This is a genomic window from Moorena sp. SIO4E2 (assembly GCF_010671945.1).
GTDB lineage: Bacteria > Cyanobacteriota > Cyanobacteriia > Cyanobacteriales > Coleofasciculaceae > Moorena > Moorena producens.
In genome coordinates, this window is record NZ_JAAHIE010000011.1 from 12,265 (window position 1) to 27,797 (window position 15,533).

General features: G+C 45.0%; 12 protein-coding genes. 7 read left to right on the forward strand and 5 right to left on the reverse strand.

Annotation, left to right across the window (positions count from 1 at the left end; genetic code table 11):
* Window positions 1–469: 469 nt before the first annotated feature.
* Window positions 470–1,843, reverse strand: a complete 1,374-nt coding sequence (locus tag F6K37_RS02320) for a hypothetical protein (protein ID WP_287247911.1) — start codon at window positions 1,841–1,843, stop codon at window positions 470–472.
* A gap of 685 nt (window positions 1,844–2,528) precedes the next feature.
* Between F6K37_RS02320 and psaA the strand changes: the two genes are divergently transcribed.
* The 3 genes from psaA (at window position 2,529) to F6K37_RS02335 (ending at window position 8,838) form a co-directional block, all read left to right on the forward strand.
* A complete protein-coding gene (psaA, locus tag F6K37_RS02325) occupies window positions 2,529–4,751 on the forward strand; it encodes a photosystem I core protein PsaA (protein ID WP_008181182.1) in 2,223 nt (740 codons plus the stop codon).
* 174 nt (window positions 4,752–4,925) lie between these two features.
* Window positions 4,926–7,142 carry a photosystem I core protein PsaB gene (gene psaB / locus F6K37_RS02330; protein ID WP_008181184.1) on the forward strand — a complete coding sequence of 739 codons (2,217 nt, stop codon included), beginning with the start codon at window positions 4,926–4,928 and terminating at the stop codon, window positions 7,140–7,142.
* Between the two features lie 526 nt (window positions 7,143–7,668).
* Window positions 7,669–8,838 carry a serine/threonine protein kinase gene (locus F6K37_RS02335; protein WP_287247914.1) on the forward strand — a complete coding sequence of 390 codons (1,170 nt, stop codon included), beginning with the start codon at window positions 7,669–7,671 and terminating at the stop codon, window positions 8,836–8,838.
* 451 nt (window positions 8,839–9,289) lie between these two features.
* On the opposite strand, the gene F6K37_RS02340 is transcribed toward F6K37_RS02335, so the two are convergent.
* Entirely contained in the window at window positions 9,290–10,843 is a 1,554-nt protein-coding gene (locus F6K37_RS02340) for a mercuric reductase (protein ID WP_044493955.1), read from the reverse strand.
* Between the two features lie 405 nt (window positions 10,844–11,248).
* Window positions 11,249–11,983 carry a TVP38/TMEM64 family protein gene (locus tag F6K37_RS02345; RefSeq protein WP_287247916.1) on the reverse strand — a complete coding sequence of 245 codons (735 nt, stop codon included), beginning with the start codon at window positions 11,981–11,983 and terminating at the stop codon, window positions 11,249–11,251.
* Window positions 11,984–12,112: 129 nt separating this feature from the next.
* Here F6K37_RS02345 and F6K37_RS02350 point away from each other — a divergent pair, with 129 nt between their 5' ends.
* Window positions 12,113–12,289: a hypothetical protein gene (locus F6K37_RS02350; RefSeq protein ID WP_287247918.1), complete on the forward strand. Its 177-nt coding sequence runs from the start codon at window positions 12,113–12,115 to the stop codon at window positions 12,287–12,289.
* Between the two features lie 654 nt (window positions 12,290–12,943).
* On the opposite strand, the gene F6K37_RS02355 is transcribed toward F6K37_RS02350, so the two are convergent.
* Window positions 12,944–13,075 carry a hypothetical protein gene (locus tag F6K37_RS02355; protein ID WP_008186906.1) on the reverse strand — a complete coding sequence of 44 codons (132 nt, stop codon included), beginning with the start codon at window positions 13,073–13,075 and terminating at the stop codon, window positions 12,944–12,946.
* A gap of 367 nt (window positions 13,076–13,442) precedes the next feature.
* Between F6K37_RS02355 and F6K37_RS02360 the strand changes: the two genes are divergently transcribed.
* The 3 genes from F6K37_RS02360 to F6K37_RS02370 all read left to right on the forward strand — a co-directional run bounded on the left by F6K37_RS02360 (window position 13,443) and on the right by F6K37_RS02370 (window position 15,014).
* Window positions 13,443–14,099, forward strand: coding sequence for a hypothetical protein (locus tag F6K37_RS02360; RefSeq protein ID WP_287247920.1), 657 nt, complete (start codon window positions 13,443–13,445; stop codon window positions 14,097–14,099).
* A gap of 172 nt (window positions 14,100–14,271) precedes the next feature.
* Complete coding sequence (locus F6K37_RS02365; protein ID WP_287247922.1) at window positions 14,272–14,688, forward strand: element excision factor XisH family protein; 417 nt, start codon at window positions 14,272–14,274, stop codon at window positions 14,686–14,688.
* Window positions 14,676–15,014 carry a XisI protein gene (locus F6K37_RS02370; RefSeq protein ID WP_287247924.1) on the forward strand — a complete coding sequence of 113 codons (339 nt, stop codon included), beginning with the start codon at window positions 14,676–14,678 and terminating at the stop codon, window positions 15,012–15,014. Before F6K37_RS02365 ends, F6K37_RS02370 begins: the two co-directional genes overlap by 13 nt.
* Window positions 15,015–15,169: 155 nt before the next feature.
* Here the strand turns inward: F6K37_RS02370 and F6K37_RS02375 are convergent, their stop codons facing one another.
* Entirely contained in the window at window positions 15,170–15,415 is a 246-nt protein-coding gene (locus tag F6K37_RS02375) for a DUF4926 domain-containing protein (RefSeq protein ID WP_008186894.1), read from the reverse strand.
* Window positions 15,416–15,533 lie beyond the last annotated feature (118 nt).

The following is a 15,533-nucleotide window of genomic DNA, read 5'->3' on the forward strand; positions in this document are numbered from 1 at the left end:
TCTTCATTCTTCAGATGTAGATGTAGGGTGGGCAGTGGGTACCAAAAGGATTGTCAGGGTTTGAATTGGTATTAGGCACTGCCCACCTGACCAGTAATCTTATTAAAAATCTAGAGAAGATGTAGATGTAGGGTGGGCAGTGCTTAAACCGATTACAAGCTGATCTTATCGGTCTTAGGCACTGCCCACCCTAGGATTATTTTTATCTATTTTTTAGTGAATTTGATGTTGGTGGGCAGTGCCTAACCAACGGATTACACGCTGATAGTATCGGTATAAAACAATGCCCAACCTACGATTAGGGTTATCAAAAATATAGACAATTAACTCCTAGTTTATACTTAATTTAATGTCGGTGGGCAGTGGCTAAATAACCGATTACAAGCTAATTTTATCCCTCTCAAGCACTGCCCACCCTACGATTAATCTCTATTGCAAATTCCCGATTCCCGATTCCCGATTCCCGATTCTATTGTTTAGTTAATTTAATGTCGTTGGGTGACGGTTCAGGTAGAGGGGTTACTGATTCAGCCCCAGTAGTTGCTTCCTCAACTGGTGCTGGGGTTTCACTGGCAGGAACTAGCTCTTCTGCTTCCAAAGTTGTTTCCACCTCAGGTAGGTTGGACTCAACCTCAGGAGTTGGTTCCTCCAGAGTTATTGGTAGTTCACTGGGTGTTACAGATTCCTCTAGTTCTGGTATTTGCTCTGTTTCAGTGGGTGCTAATTCCCCTGGTGGTGTAGTGTCTTCTTCTGTAGTTTCTTGTTCTAAGGAGGTCGGTTCAGAGGTGAGAGGTTCTTCAACTATCGGAACAACCGAGGGTATTGGTGTTGGCTCTACTGTAGGCGAAGTAGTCAATGATGGACTCGGAGCTGGTGTCTCTTCTGGTACAGGTATTGGGGTTGCCGGTGGCTGATAGTTGGGGTCTACAATACCACCAGCTTGCTCAGCCGAGAGTTGACCCAATACTAGGTGGGAAAGGGTGTCTTCACCGTTAGGCTGGTAGTTAATCACCTGTACTGTGTTGTTGAAAACATTCTTGACTGGGTTGCCCTGTCCATCGAGAAACTCTAACTCTACCCAGTTTTTGCCCTCTTTAAACCCTGTCAGATAAATCGATTCCCAACGGTCGAGTAGGAAACTTTGACCGTTCACAGTAACCCGAATCTGCCAATCAACACTATCATCATCTAGATTGTCTTGAGCCACTAGCTGGAGAGGGGTATTACTCAAGGGGGTATTCGTCAAATAGAAGTCCAGCAGAATCGGCTCTGCTCCGTAGTCGCCTTTTGGAACGTTGTAAGTTAGGAGTGGCAGCGCTGGATCTGGGTTGTTGTCGTCAGTTTTAGTAAAGATATGAAATGTGGTCTGGGCATAGGCACCTTGATTTTTGAAGCTCTCATCCCAGGGGCGAGAGGCAAATGCCCGCAGGGTATGGGTGCCAGGGGATAAATCCTCTAGGATTAGAAGTTGGTCTAGGTCATAGATGGCTTGGTAAGGTTGGTTGTCCAGGATGACGTTCAGATGAGGACCTATACCTAGATCGGGATCTTGGAAAATTGGCAAGTCCTGAACCTGAAATTTCACTGATACTGTTGTATCTTCAAGCACCATGTCATCACCAGGTCTGACAATGATGACTTGAGGCTGGTAAGCCTCTAGGCTCTGACTAAGCTCTTGAATAGCTAGGGGTGGCCCTACTTCTGATAACTGATTAACTTGGTTGGTTTGGGAGCTGGCATCGATGCCAAACCGCTTCGATGTCTTGATGCGATCGCTACCGCAGGCCACCAGACCCCAAACTAAAATCGTTGTGATTAGGAAGAAAAAAAGTCTTTTCACCATGATTATCTGGCTGTTCCTACCCAACAAGCCATCTCCTTTGATCACCAGCCTTTAATCTTAACTTACAGGTTGACCTCTAGTCTTGCTCCTTGTCTTTAGGTGTTGGTCTATGAGCGTTGGGGTTGCCTATTGGCAGGATGATCAAGTCTGTTCTAACTTTCCCCCTCTTGGTGCGCATTTCCTTGGCAAGGTTACCTAGCCTGGGTCCCACCGCTCTTCCAAGTGTTCCGCTTTTCTATAAATCTTCCGCTTCTCTATCAACCATACCCCTACACCTTCAACCCTTGAGGGTCGTCCGTCTAGATCGGGGACACTTTTTTCAAAAAATATTTAGCATTTATTTACATTTTTTAACATTTTGAAAAAATTATCATTGAATTTTTCTATAGTTAGTTTTGATTTGTTGTGATGGCGGCTTAGACACAAACAGTGGTATACCTATTAATACTGCTAATTGAGAATAGTTAACGATTATCCAAAAAATTGTTAACTATTTTTAACTGAATTCAAAAAGCGCCTGAAGCAAGACCTATTATCTTCTAAGGGAGGTATCCGTTTTGACGTAAATTCAGAACAGGTCCTTGCTTCGGTTAGAAAGCAGTGATTAAAAAAGTGCTTTCTTATCCATAAAAATAAAACTCCCCTAGGGGTATTAGTCGTTCCTTGTCTAGAGAGGAGATTCCTCATGCCACTCGAGGTCGATAACGACCCGGTACCAGCTTCCTTTGAGAAGTGGGGTAAGCCAGGTCATTTTGATCGAACCCTAGCGAGAGGTCCCAAAACCACCACTTGGATTTGGAACCTTCACGCTAACGCTCATGATTTCGATAGTCATACCAGTGACTTAGAAGACGTTTCTCGCAAAATATTTAGTGCACACTTCGGTCACCTAGCCGTTGTCTTTGTCTGGTTGAGCGGCATGTACTTCCATGGTGCTCGTTTTTCTAACTACGAGGCATGGCTGAGTGATCCCACTAGTATTAAGCCCAGTGCTCAAGTGGTTTGGCCCGTTGTTGGTCAAGGCATTTTGAATGGGGATGTTGGTGGGGGCTTCCACGGCATCCAAATCACCTCTGGTTTCTTCCAGCTGTGGCGTGCTTCCGGTATCACCAATAGCACCCAACTGTACGCAACAGCTATTGGTGGTTTGGTAATGGCAGCCCTGATGCTATTTGCTGGCTGGTTCCACTACCACAAGAAGGCTCCGAAACTGTCATGGTTCCAGAGCGTGGAGTCGATGATGAACCACCACTTAGCTGTGCTACTGGGCTGCGGCTGCCTAAGTTGGGCAGGTCACCAGATCCATGTGTCTTTGCCCATCAACAAGCTCTTGGATTCTGGGGTGGCTCCTAGTGAGATTCCACTGCCCCATGAGTTCTTATTCAATCAGGGCTTGATGGCAGATCTTTATCCCAGTTTTGCTAAGGGCATAACCCCCTTCTTCACCCTGAACTGGGGCGTCTACTCTGACTTCCTCACCTTCCATGGTGGTCTGAATCCAGTAACCGGTGGATTGTGGTTGTCAGATACCGCTCACCATCACTTAGCTCTAGGAGTCCTGTTCATCATTGCTGGCCACATGTACCGTAATACCTACGGTGTTGGTCATAGCATGAAGGAAATTCTAGAGGCTCATAAGGGTCCGTTCACTGGCGAAGGACACAAAGGTCTTTATGAAATCCTGACTACTTCTTGGCATGCCCAGCTAGCCATTAACCTAGCTATGGTAGGCTCCCTGAGCATCATTGTGGCTCATCATATGTACGCGATGCCTCCGTATCCGTACATTGCCACAGACTATGGTACTCAGCTGTCCCTATTCACCCACCATATGTGGATTGGTGCCTTCTGTATTGTAGGAGGTGCAGCCCATGGTGCTATTTTCATGGTGCGGGACTATGACCCAGCCAAGAATGTGAACAACCTACTAGACAGGGCTATCCGTCACCGGGATGCAATTATCTCTCACCTGAACTGGGTGTGTATCTGGTTGGGTTTCCATGCCTTTGGTCTGTACGTTCACAACGATACGATGCGGGCTTTGGGTCGCCCTCAGGATATGTTCTCTGATACGGCGATTCAGCTACAGCCAATCTTTGCCCAGTGGATTCAAAACATCCACAACCTAGCGCCGGGAGGAACTGCTCCCAATGCTTTGGAAACCGTTAGCTATGCCTTTGGCGGAGGCATGGTAGAAGTAGGGGGTAAAGTGGCAATGATGCCGATTGAGCTGGGTACTGCGGACTTTATGGTCCACCATATCCATGCGTTCACCATCCATGTCACTGTACTAATTCTGCTCAAAGGGGTACTGTTTGCCCGTTCGTCACGTCTGATCCCCGATAAATCTGAGCTAGGCTTCCGCTTCCCCTGCGATGGTCCAGGTCGTGGCGGTACCTGCCAGGTATCCGGTTGGGATCATGTGTTCCTAGGCTTGTTCTGGATGTATAACTGCATCTCTGTGGTTATTTTCCACTTCAGCTGGAAGATGCAATCTGATGTCTGGGGAACAGTATTCCCGGATGGGACTGTGTCTCACATTGCCAATGGCAACTTTGCCCAAAGTGCGATCACCATCAATGGCTGGTTACGGGACTTTTTGTGGGCACAAGCCTCAAATGTAATCACATCTTACGGCTCAGCTCTGTCGGCATACGGCATAATGTTCCTAGCTGGTCACTTCGTCTTTGCCTTTAGCCTGATGTTCCTATTTAGTGGTCGTGGGTACTGGCAAGAACTGATCGAATCCATCGTTTGGGCTCATAATAAATTGAAAGTAGCCCCATCGATTCAGCCTCGTGCTCTGAGCATCACTCAGGGTCGGGCTGTGGGGGTAGCTCACTACCTCCTGGGAGGAATCGTCGTTACCTGGTCATTCTTCCTAGCACGCATCCTGTCAGTGGGATAACTGCTTACCAGGAATCGATGCCAAACCTTGAGTGGGATACCATAACCTGTGTCTCGCCTGTCGATACCCTAAGCAACCTGGAACTTCGGTTCCAGGGGGTTAATTAAGAAAAAACAATGAGCAGCATGATTGCATAAGTCTCATAGGTCAGCGAGGAGAATTTCCTTAAAGCATATGGCAACAAAATTTCCAAAATTTAGCCAGGACCTCGCTCAAGATCCGACAACACGTCGAATCTGGTACGGGATTGCCACAGCCCATGACTTTGAAAGCCATGATGGCATGACCGAGGAGAATCTATATCAAAAGATTTTTGCTTCTCACTTCGGCCATCTTGCAATCATTTTCTTGTGGACTTCTGGCACCCTGTTCCACGTCGCCTGGCAAGGTAACTTTGAAGAGTGGATTAAAGATCCTGAAACTGTCAAGCCCATCGCCCACGCGATTTGGGATCCCCAATTTGGCTCAGGGGCAATTGATGCCTTCACCCAAGCTGGTGCTTCTAGCCCCGTAAACATCGCCTACTCCGGTGTTTACCACTGGTTTTACACCATTGGCATGACAACCAATAACCAACTGCATGGTGGTGCCATGTTCTTGTTATTGTTGTCATCCCTATTACTGTTTGCAGGTTGGTTGCACTTACAGCCTAAATTCCGCCCCAGCTTGAGCTGGTTCAAGAATGCAGAGTCTAGGCTGAATCACCACTTGGCAGGTTTGTTTGGTGTTAGCTCCTTAGCTTGGGCAGGTCACTTGATTCACGTGGCTATCCCCGCATCTCGCGGACAGCGGGTTGGTTGGGATAACTTCCTGAGTGTCAAACCCCATGCAGCTGGATTAGGACCTTTCTTTACCGGGAATTGGGGAGTCTATGCCCAGAACCCAGATACCGCTGGACACATCTTTGGTACCTCTGACGGTGCAGGGACAGCGATTCTGACCTTCTTGGGTGGCTTCCATCCCCAGACTGAGTCCTTGTGGCTGACCGATATCGCTCATCACCACTTGGCGATCGCAGTGATCTTCATCATTGCCGGTCATATGTACCGCACCAACTGGGGTATTGGTCACAGCATCAAGGAGATTCATAGTGCCCACAATCCCCCGGCAAGTACTCCCTTTGGGGGCATGTTAGGTGAGGGTCACAAGGGTCTATATGACACTATCAACAACTCTCTCCACTTCCAGTTAGGGTTAGCTCTGGCTTGTTTGGGTGTGGTTTGTTCCTTGGTAGCCCAACATATGTATGCGCTGCCGTCCTATGCATTCATAGCCAAGGATCACACCACGATGGCAGCACTGTATACTCACCATCAGTACATTGCTGGTTTCTTGATGGTTGGAGCATTCGCTCATGGTGCTATCTTCTTTGTGCGGGATTATGACCCAGAGGCTAATAAGAATAATGTGTTAGCCCGGATGCTGGAACACAAAGAAGCTCTGATTTCTCACCTGAGCTGGGTAACTCTGTTCTTAGGTTTCCACACCTTAGGAATCTATGTCCACAACGACGTCGTGGTTGCTTTCGGCACCCCCGAGAAGCAAATCCTGGTTGAGCCAGTATTTGCTCAGTTCATCCAAGCGGCTCACGGTAAACTGCTATACGGCTTTGACACTCTGCTGTCCAATCCCGATAGCTTAGCTGCTGGCTCTGGTGCAGCTTACCTACCTGGCTGGCTCGATGCCATGAACAGCGGAACTAACTCCCTGTTCCTGACCATTGGTCCTGGTGATTTCTTGGTACACCATGCGATCGCTTTAGGTCTGCACACCACCACCCTGATTCTAGTCAAGGGTGCCCTGGATGCCCGTGGTTCCAAGCTAATGCCCGATAAGAAGGACTTCGGTTACGCCTTCCCTTGTGATGGTCCTGGTCGTGGCGGTACTTGCGACATCTCTGCTTGGGATGCCTTCTACCTCGCCATGTTCTGGATGCTCAACACCTTAGGCTGGTTGACCTTCTATTGGCACTGGAAGCATCTGTGCGTCTGGCAAGGTAACGTGGCTCAGTTCAATGAGAACTCTACTTATCTCATGGGCTGGTTCCGGGATTACCTGTGGGCTAACTCTGCTCCGTTGATCAATGGTTACAGCCCGTTTGGAACGAACAACCTGTCGGTCTGGGCTTGGATGTTCCTGTTGGCACACCTAGTTTGGGCAACTGGTTTCATGTTCCTGATCTCGTGGCGTGGTTACTGGCAAGAGCTAATCGAAACTTTGGTCTGGGCACACGAGCGTACTCCTCTGGCTAACTTGGTTAGCTGGAAGGATAAGCCTGTTGCGCTGTCCATCGTTCAAGCTCGTCTGGTTGGTTTAACCCACTTCACGGTTGGTTATATACTTACCTACGCGGCATTCTTGATTGCCTCGACAGCTGGTGCATTTGGCTAATGGTTGCTGAAACTAGCTTTTTAGGTATTTAAATTGTAGGTAATTAATTGAAATCTCCTGCCTTCTGGTGGGGGATTTTTTATTATTTCCTCAGTTTTAGATCTACTGAATAGAATTGCATGGCTTGGCAGCATCAAAAATATAGCGCTATATAAAAAATGATGATCAGCGAAAATAATTTTGACAAAAACTATAAAATGTGGTAAAGAAAAGACAACTAGTGAATCATTTAAATGAACAACTATATCGCTCTGTTACTGATTGCCCCACAATCAGGTAACTCTGCTCTACTTCAATCCTGCCATGCAATCTCGACAGTAGTACTAAGTACTGAGGGGGTCAGGTCGTCAGGGGATCGCTGCTACTGTTTATAAATCACAAAGGTGCGCTTGACCTTGGCGAATTAAATTCGCCACGGGTCGCACCTAAAGAATTCGCAGATATATAAATAAGTACAGGACTTATCCATCCAGAAGTGTAAAACGTCCGTAATTCTGTGATCCGTAGTTCCGAGATCCGAACTTTTATGACAGACCTCAAGCCAAATGATTTACTTGATCGGCGTTATCGAGTAATTGATACCCTAGCCCAGGGTGGATTTGGAAAAACTTACATTGCCGAAGATACTCGCCGACCCACTAATCCCCAGTGCGTTATCAAACAACTGAAGCCACCTAGCAACCATCCCAAATCCTTGGAAAATGCCAGACGTTTGTTCCGAACTGAAGCCGAAACTCTAGAGAGACTGGGGAAGCATGACCAAATTCCAATGCTTTTAGCTTACTTCGAGGAAGATGAAGAGTTTTACCTGGTTCAAGAGTTTATTGAAGGAAACACCCTCAGCAGTGAAATCAAACCTGGTCAAAGCTGGTCTGAAAGCCAAGTTCGTCAAATGCTTCAGGAAGTCTTGAGAGCTCTCAGCTTTATCCACCAAAATCGAGTTATCCATCGTGATATCAAGCCCGATAATATTATCCGACGACATCAGGACAATAAGCTGGTTTTAGTTGACTTCGGCACAGTCAAGCAAATTCGCGGACCGAACAATCAGGTCAGTGGCACAATTGCCGTTGGAACCCCTGGTTATATGTCCACAGAACAAGGCAGAGGTAATCCTCGTGCCAACAGTGATATTTATGGTCTTGGCATGATTGCTATCCAGGCAGTAACTGGCTTAACGATTAATCAAATTCAAGAAGACCCTAATACTGGAGAAGTGATTTGGGAACCTTGGGCAAAGATCAGCGATGACTTAAAGAGGATTCTATCTAAGATGGTGCGCTACCATTTTAGGGAACGTTACCAGTCTGCCACAGAGGTTATACAGGCTCTGGAGTCATACCCACAAGTCTCAGTACCACAACACAAATCAGTACAACAGCCGACAATAATACAATCGACACAAATTCCGCAACAGAACTCTCCAATCCCCTCAACAGGGATTCCATCGATACCACAGTCTGGGCAACCTCAACCCACAGAGATTTCATTACCACCATCTCAACTTTCCCCAGCACCAGCCTCATCGCCGCAACCGTTTGGTGGGTCTCAGTCTTCCGGAGTTGGCTCTCAAAACCCTCGTCGGTTATTGCTTCCCATCGGTGTCGCCACTACTGTTATTGGCATCCTTATCTATTTAATCTGCTTATTTTTATTTGGGTGTGGCTCTTTTGGAAAGACGTTTGGTCAGGTTTAGAGAGGTATCGGAAGAGTAGGAGGAGCAGTAATAGAGCAACGAGCTTGAATTAGTCGTTTCATCAAAGGAAGGCCATCTTTGTACAAAGACAAGTTTTTTGATACTGAATTTTGCCCCCCTAGCCCCCCAATTCTGGGGGGAACAAGAATCAATTTGCTGGTAGAAGTCCCCCAAAATTGGGGGATTTAGGGGGCTTGGATGTAGCAAATGAGACTTTTCAGACAACCTCTTAGAGTCAGCTACTATCAAGCGAATCTTCGGATTAGTTGGAAACCCTAGGAAGTCCGGAGATAGGGAAATGGGGAGAGCTGACCAAGTCCTATCCTGCAAAAAGATCAGGAACGGGCAAGATGCCCATTCCACAGGTGCGACCCAAGGGCGATTTACTCGCCCATTGGAAAGCGCACCTACTCTTAAAATCCTTCCATTATTAAGCAACGCCCCTTTTGACCTAAGAAAGCTTAGTCAGGAATTCTAAAAATGTTTTAGTTCTTGGTGTTAAGAGGGTACGACGATAGGCATCTGCCGCTTTTTTAATTCCTTCTGCTTGAGTTGGATAGGGATGAATTACGCTGGAAAGCTTACTCAAACCAATCTTATGGACAATTGCTGTAGTCACCTCAGAAATCATTTCCCCTGCATGAGTTGCTACAATAGTTGCTCCCAGGATTTGATCTGACCCCTTCTTGTGGTGAATTTTTACAAATCCCTCTTCTTCGCCATCTGCGATCGCTCGGTCTACAGTACTAAAGGGAATTTTAATAGTATTAACATTAAACCCTTTGGCTTGAGCTTCATGTTCATACATCCCCACATGGGCAATTTCTGGATCAGTATAGGTTGCCCAAGGCATCACCAAGTTACTCAGCTTATATTTACCGAAGCCAAAGGGAGAAAATAGAGTATTCTTAATCACAATCCGTGCTGCTGAATCCGCTGCATGGGTAAACTTCCAGTCCATGCAAATATCACCAGCAGCATAAATTTTGGGATTGGTAGTTTCAAGGTAATCATTCACCTTAACTCCTTTACGCTGGTCATACTCTACCCCGACCAGTTCCAAATTTAACCCTTCTACATTGGGCGCACGTCCAGCACCAATCAAAATTTCATCTACTGTGACCGACTCTTCCAAACCAGTGCAGCTATTGAAGTGTAAGGTTTTACCTGCCTCTGTCTTCTCGACCCGGTTCAATTGGGCACCCAGGACTAAACGGATACCTTCTTTTAAAAAGACTTTTTGAACAATATCGGCGGCGTCAGCATCTTCTTTATTTAAAATGTGAGAACCGCGATGAAACAGCACTACTTCACAACCTAAACGGCGGAAAGACTGAGCTAATTCACACCCAATTGGACCGCCACCAATAACAGCTAGTCGATTGGGACGTTCTGTCAGAGAAAATACCGTTTCATTGGTGAGATACCCCGCCTCTTCCATGCCCTCAACTCGGGGTCGCACTGCTCTTGCTCCTGTAGCAATTACCGCTTTCTTAAACTTGAGGGTAGTATCGTTTACTTCAATGGTATCCTCACCGGTAAACCGACCATTGCCTAAAAATATATCAATACCATAGGTATCTTTAAAGCGTTGAGCAGAATCGTGATGGCTAATCCCTGCCCGTAGCCGACGCATCCGTTCCATCACTGCGGGGAAGTCTACTTCAATATTATCTGGAACTTTAACCCCAAAGGCTCCCGCATTGCGCATCTCAGCCACTACCCGAGATGACCGAATCAAACACTTGGAGGGGACACAACCTACATTTAAACAATCCCCACCCATCAAATGCCGTTCAATCAACGCCACCTTCAAACCAACACCGATACCTGCTGCACCTGCTGCTGTAACTAATCCAGCTGTACCAGCACCAATAACTACTAAGTCATAACAATCAACAGGTTTCGGATTAACCCAATCCCCTGGATGAACGTAGTTAACCAACCTCTGGTTATACTCATCCATGGGTGGGACAGTAACTCTTTGGTATTGAGAACTTGACATTTATAATAACTCCTTTGATAGTTCAAAATTAAATTAATTTTTTTAGGGATTAGGGAGTAGGGAGTCGGGAGTCGGGAGTCGGGAGTCGGGAATCGGGAATCGGGAATCGGGAATCGGGAATCGGGAATCGGGAATCGGGAACAAAAATTATCACAATTCCTAAACGGATCCCTATAACCTATAACCTTTAACTTTAACCTGCTAACCTTAAACTTCCTAACCTTAAACCTTGGCCAAAAGGCCACGCTACGCGAACAACCTTAAACCTTGGCCAAAAGGCCACGCTACGCGAACAACCTTAAACTTCCTAACCTATAACCTTTAACCTTGGCCAAAAGGCCACGCTACGCGAACAACCTTCAACCTCCTAACCTTAAACCTGCTAACCTTCAACTTGTTAACCTTCTAAACTGTTTCCTTAGAAACTCTTTTGTCTAAAGCCTTCTTAGCCAGATTAGTAATAAAAAGTGTTATTGCCACAGTGGCGATAAAACCAATAATCCGAATTGCCCACTGGACAGTGGGATTGGTGGGTGCGTCACCACTACCAAGAGTGGCCAGGTCTCCAGCCAGAGAACCGATGTAAACGTACATTAATGTTCCTGGAATCATGCCAAAGGAGCCTAAGACGTAGTCTTTCAGCGAAACCCCAGTTAGACCATAGGCATAGTTTAAGAGATTGAAGGGAAATACCGGAGATAGTCGAGTCAAGAACACAATTTTCAATCCTTCCTGACCTACTGCTTCATCAATGGCACTAAATTTATCATTTCCAGCAATTTTTTGAGCAATCCAGTCCCTAGCTAGATAACGTCCAACCAGAAAAGCAGCCGTGGCTCCGATAGTGGCTCCGATGAACACATAGATTGAGCCTAAGACAACACCAAATACTACCCCAGCCCCTAGGGTAAGGATGGACCCAGGCAAAAACGCTACGGCAGCAATGATATAGATTGCGATAAATGCGATCGCTCCGATGGGTCCGAGACTATCAATCCACTGCAAAGCATTGCGCAATATTTCTTGGGGATTGAATCCTCCACTACTAGCGGATTCCTGTGCAAAACTGGGCTCAGCATGTACCACCAGTACCATCACCATTGCCAGTAATGTTAATGAAACTAACTTTAAACCCTTCATGACGTTTCGGGGACGAGATTGACTGCTTCTTCTTGTACTTATCATGAGTTGGGACCGTTGCAATTGAACTTGAGACATAGTAATCAAATTATCTAGAGATTCTGGTTATCTTAAATGGCTTGTTTGGTGATGAAATTAACAAAAGTTTATAAGTGTACAGGTAAGCTATCAGCTATCAGCTATCAGCTATCAGCTATCAGCTATCAGCTATCAGCTATCAGCTATCAGCTATCAGCTATCAGCTATCAGCTATCAGCTATCAGCTATCAGCGATTAGCGCACGCTAAGCGCACAGCTTTTGAATAAAACAAGTAAGCATTGGTTTAATCTCTGTTACCTCAGTTTACGGCTGTTCGTTTAGGGTGACCTAAAAGCTGACGGCTGACGGCTGACGGCTGACGGCTAACGGCAGTTAACCATTCAGCCTTGAGCCTAGGGCGATCAGCTTTCTAGAGAGTGGCCAACAAACAATTGCAGTATCAATTGCTTGTTGATGATCATCATACAATACTTTTTATGAGCTAAAGCTAGTGAAACTAATTTAAATTTAATAAGAATAATTTTGCTGATTTTTAAGGTTAAATTTAGGTGATACTCAGCAAAAAATAAGCTTTATTAATAGACCTGATCCTCACTATAAAAAATCAGACGACAGATTAATTTTGTGACAAGGTAACAGCAGCTCTGATCACAGATTTTTTTTAGTTATAGCAAACAATTAACTAGTTCATCTAAATTAGAGCTGGATTTAAAGTTACATAGGGGGCGTTATACGTTAAAATTAATCAAGGATATTAGGTAACTATTGATTAACACTGCATCGACAGCTGGACTGACTTGCACAGAAGAAGCAGATAGAGGATCTTGGACTGGTTATGCTCGAAGTCTTGATTAGGAGCCAGAAGTCAGCAAAAAGCCGTTGAGGTAAAGGACTGACGCCAAACTAGAGACGAAACTCTATCAGTAGTAGGGTGGGTTAATCACACACTCTACAGGTAGATCTACTGGGTAAGTCTTGGGAAACTTGATACTCTCTTGTGACACATGAAACTTAAGTACAATAGAGCTATCCTCAAAGTCTTCTGGGTTCATAGTTTATTAATTAGTTATATATAAATAACTAAAAGTGATTGAGCGATCGCGTTTTAAGGTAGAGCGCAGCGCAGGCAAACAGGCAATCCTATTACATACTCATGAGAGTCAGGACTTCCCCAGCAACCCTACCTGTAGCGGTTTTTATTAATGCATCCTACTATTTATAGGATTTGTTGACCAGTTTTGCCTAAGTCCTGTACTTGTGACTACCTTTCTTTAGCAGGATTGGGACAGAAGGATACTAAGGGGTTGAGCAAAATAACTATTTGTTATTTTTATTGATTTTTTGCTCGATTGCCAAAACTAAAAAAAGACTGGTATACTTTCCGTAAAAGCTTGATAAAAAAACATTCAGCTCACAACCATGAATATTAAATCTGCTCAAGAAGACCATATTAATTGGATCAAAGATCGGCTAAAACAAACCCAGCAAGAACTTGCTGAAGCGGAAGCAAACCTTCTTAAATTAAATAATTTAGTCGAGCAAAAGCGGGCAAATGTTGCCTATTTTAAGGATAAGCTTGAAGCAGAACTATCCAGCAATGATATTGATATGGTAGCGGACATAGCGATAGCCTTGCAGGAAAAAAATGAGGTCAATAGCAATCATTTGTCTGAACAAGATACCACTGTAAATTCAAATAGCAATGTCGGCAAAGTCAATTTTTTTGATGATGAATTAGAGGAGAAATCATTTGAAGAAAACCAAATAAAAAACCAAGAGGATGAGGAGGGTGATAAGCGCAATCCCAGAGATATGTTATATCCAGAATTTAGAGGTAAAACCTTCTGGGAAGCGGTAGAGATTATCTTAGATAACTTTGCTGCTCCGGTTAACCGAGAACAGATTGTCAGCAGACTATTTGATGCCAAATCTGATGATGAGCAACTCCGTGCTAAAAACTCCTTGTCTACGGAATTGCGTCGAGGTGCAAAAGAAGGGAGGTGGAAAAAAGTGGGACGCGGTCTTTTTGCTTCTAATTCTTTCCAGGAGGAAGTAACTGATGAAATTAATAACTAAAAGTAATAACTAAGAGTTTTAGGTTTAGATCTCTGTTGTATGGAAAATACTCTCATATCAGGAGTGATCGAAATCGAAACAGTACTTAACCCAATTAACCCATCAAAAAAGCTGATTCCCTTTTTGCTAACCTATATGATAGACGTTTGTTAACACCTGTACCTATTTCCCCATGTCTGCTAAGGATCAATTCCATGATCTAGTTAAGGATGCTCTAATCAATGACGGTTGGAGCATTACCCACGATCCTTATCGCATTGATCTGGGTTTTACCGATCTCTACATTGATTTGGGGGCAGAACGCCTGATTGCTGCTGAACGCAATAATGAAAAAATAGCTATTGAAGTTAAAAGCTTTCTATCAACTTCAAGGATTTCAGAATTCCATGGTGCAATTGGGCAGTTTATTAACTATCGTCTTGCCTTAGAAGATGAGGAGCCTGATCGAACACTTTATCTTGCGGTTCCTAACACTATTTACAGTGCTTTTTTCAGTTATCCCTTCATACAAAAGTCGATCAAGCGTAATCAGGTTCCTATTGTAGTTTATGATATTTCGCAACCAAGGATTACTCAATGGATAAACTAGATGTGTATCGACAGCATATTCAGGACTTGCTTAAAAAACGCGCCAGTATTAAGTCGGCGAATCTGGCCATCCAAACCCAGCTCATTTTTGATACAGAACGGGATCATTACCAGATCGTTAATACCGGTTGGAAAGATAACATCACCCGTATTTATGGATGTTCTGTACATGTGGATATTAAAGATGGCAAGATTTGGATACAGCATGATGGGTCGGAGATTGCGATCGCAGATCAGTTAGTTGAGCTAGGGGTACCAAAGCAGGATATTGTCTTGGCCTATCAGGCACCGATTATGAGGCAGTATACCGAGTTTGCGCTGGGGTGAGCGCACCCGCGTTTGCAGTGGTGGAGCTAAAAAATCAGTGGTGTGAAGTTTTCTATGACAGGCGTTGCTAAACAGATGAAGGCGACAGCGTTACCCCTGAAGGATATTGCCCAATATACGGGGTTGAGCGTTGATGAGATTGATCGGTTGTAGCTTCAAACCGCTTCATCTAATATTCGGATATGCAGAACCTCATTTTTCATTAATGGCTCAATTTGTGACTCGGAAACCACTAAAACGGCGATCGTTTCCCCGATCCCATTGAAAACTTCCAGACTATAACCATCCTCTGCGTCTTCTACTGGATGGTGATCGACAATCGTTGCAATATCCCCTTGCTGCAACTTATGCTTGGGAAAATCTTCCCCCAGGGCCACCCGTGAAAATAACTCAAATGCCATTATCTAGCCTCCTGTATGAGGATATACCACTAGACCGGTGAACTATTTAAAAGTAAGGTTTGCTGGTGCGATCGCATGATCAATACATTCGATCTAGCATATAATCTTACCAGAAAAG

Bases quoted from the DNA above. Each gene is read 5' to 3' on its own strand.
- F6K37_RS02320 (WP_287247911.1), bottom strand. From the start codon at position 1,843: ATGGTGAAAAGACTTTTTTTCTTCCTAATCACAACGATTTTAGTTTGG.
- psaA (WP_008181182.1), top strand. From the start codon at position 2,529: ATGCCACTCGAGGTCGATAACGACCCGGTACCAGCTTCCTTTGAGAAG.
- psaB (WP_008181184.1), top strand. From the start codon at position 4,926: ATGGCAACAAAATTTCCAAAATTTAGCCAGGACCTCGCTCAAGATCCG.
- F6K37_RS02335 (WP_287247914.1), top strand. From the start codon at position 7,669: ATGACAGACCTCAAGCCAAATGATTTACTTGATCGGCGTTATCGAGTA.
- F6K37_RS02340 (WP_044493955.1), bottom strand. From the start codon at position 10,843: ATGTCAAGTTCTCAATACCAAAGAGTTACTGTCCCACCCATGGATGAG.
- F6K37_RS02345 (WP_287247916.1), bottom strand. From the start codon at position 11,983: ATGAAGGGTTTAAAGTTAGTTTCATTAACATTACTGGCAATGGTGATG.
- F6K37_RS02350 (WP_287247918.1), top strand. From the start codon at position 12,113: ATGAAATTAACAAAAGTTTATAAGTGTACAGGTAAGCTATCAGCTATC.
- F6K37_RS02355 (WP_008186906.1), bottom strand. From the start codon at position 13,075: ATGAACCCAGAAGACTTTGAGGATAGCTCTATTGTACTTAAGTTTCAT.
- F6K37_RS02360 (WP_287247920.1), top strand. From the start codon at position 13,443: ATGAATATTAAATCTGCTCAAGAAGACCATATTAATTGGATCAAAGAT.
- F6K37_RS02365 (WP_287247922.1), top strand. From the start codon at position 14,272: ATGTCTGCTAAGGATCAATTCCATGATCTAGTTAAGGATGCTCTAATC.
- F6K37_RS02370 (WP_287247924.1), top strand. From the start codon at position 14,676: ATGGATAAACTAGATGTGTATCGACAGCATATTCAGGACTTGCTTAAA.
- F6K37_RS02375 (WP_008186894.1), bottom strand. From the start codon at position 15,415: ATGGCATTTGAGTTATTTTCACGGGTGGCCCTGGGGGAAGATTTTCCC.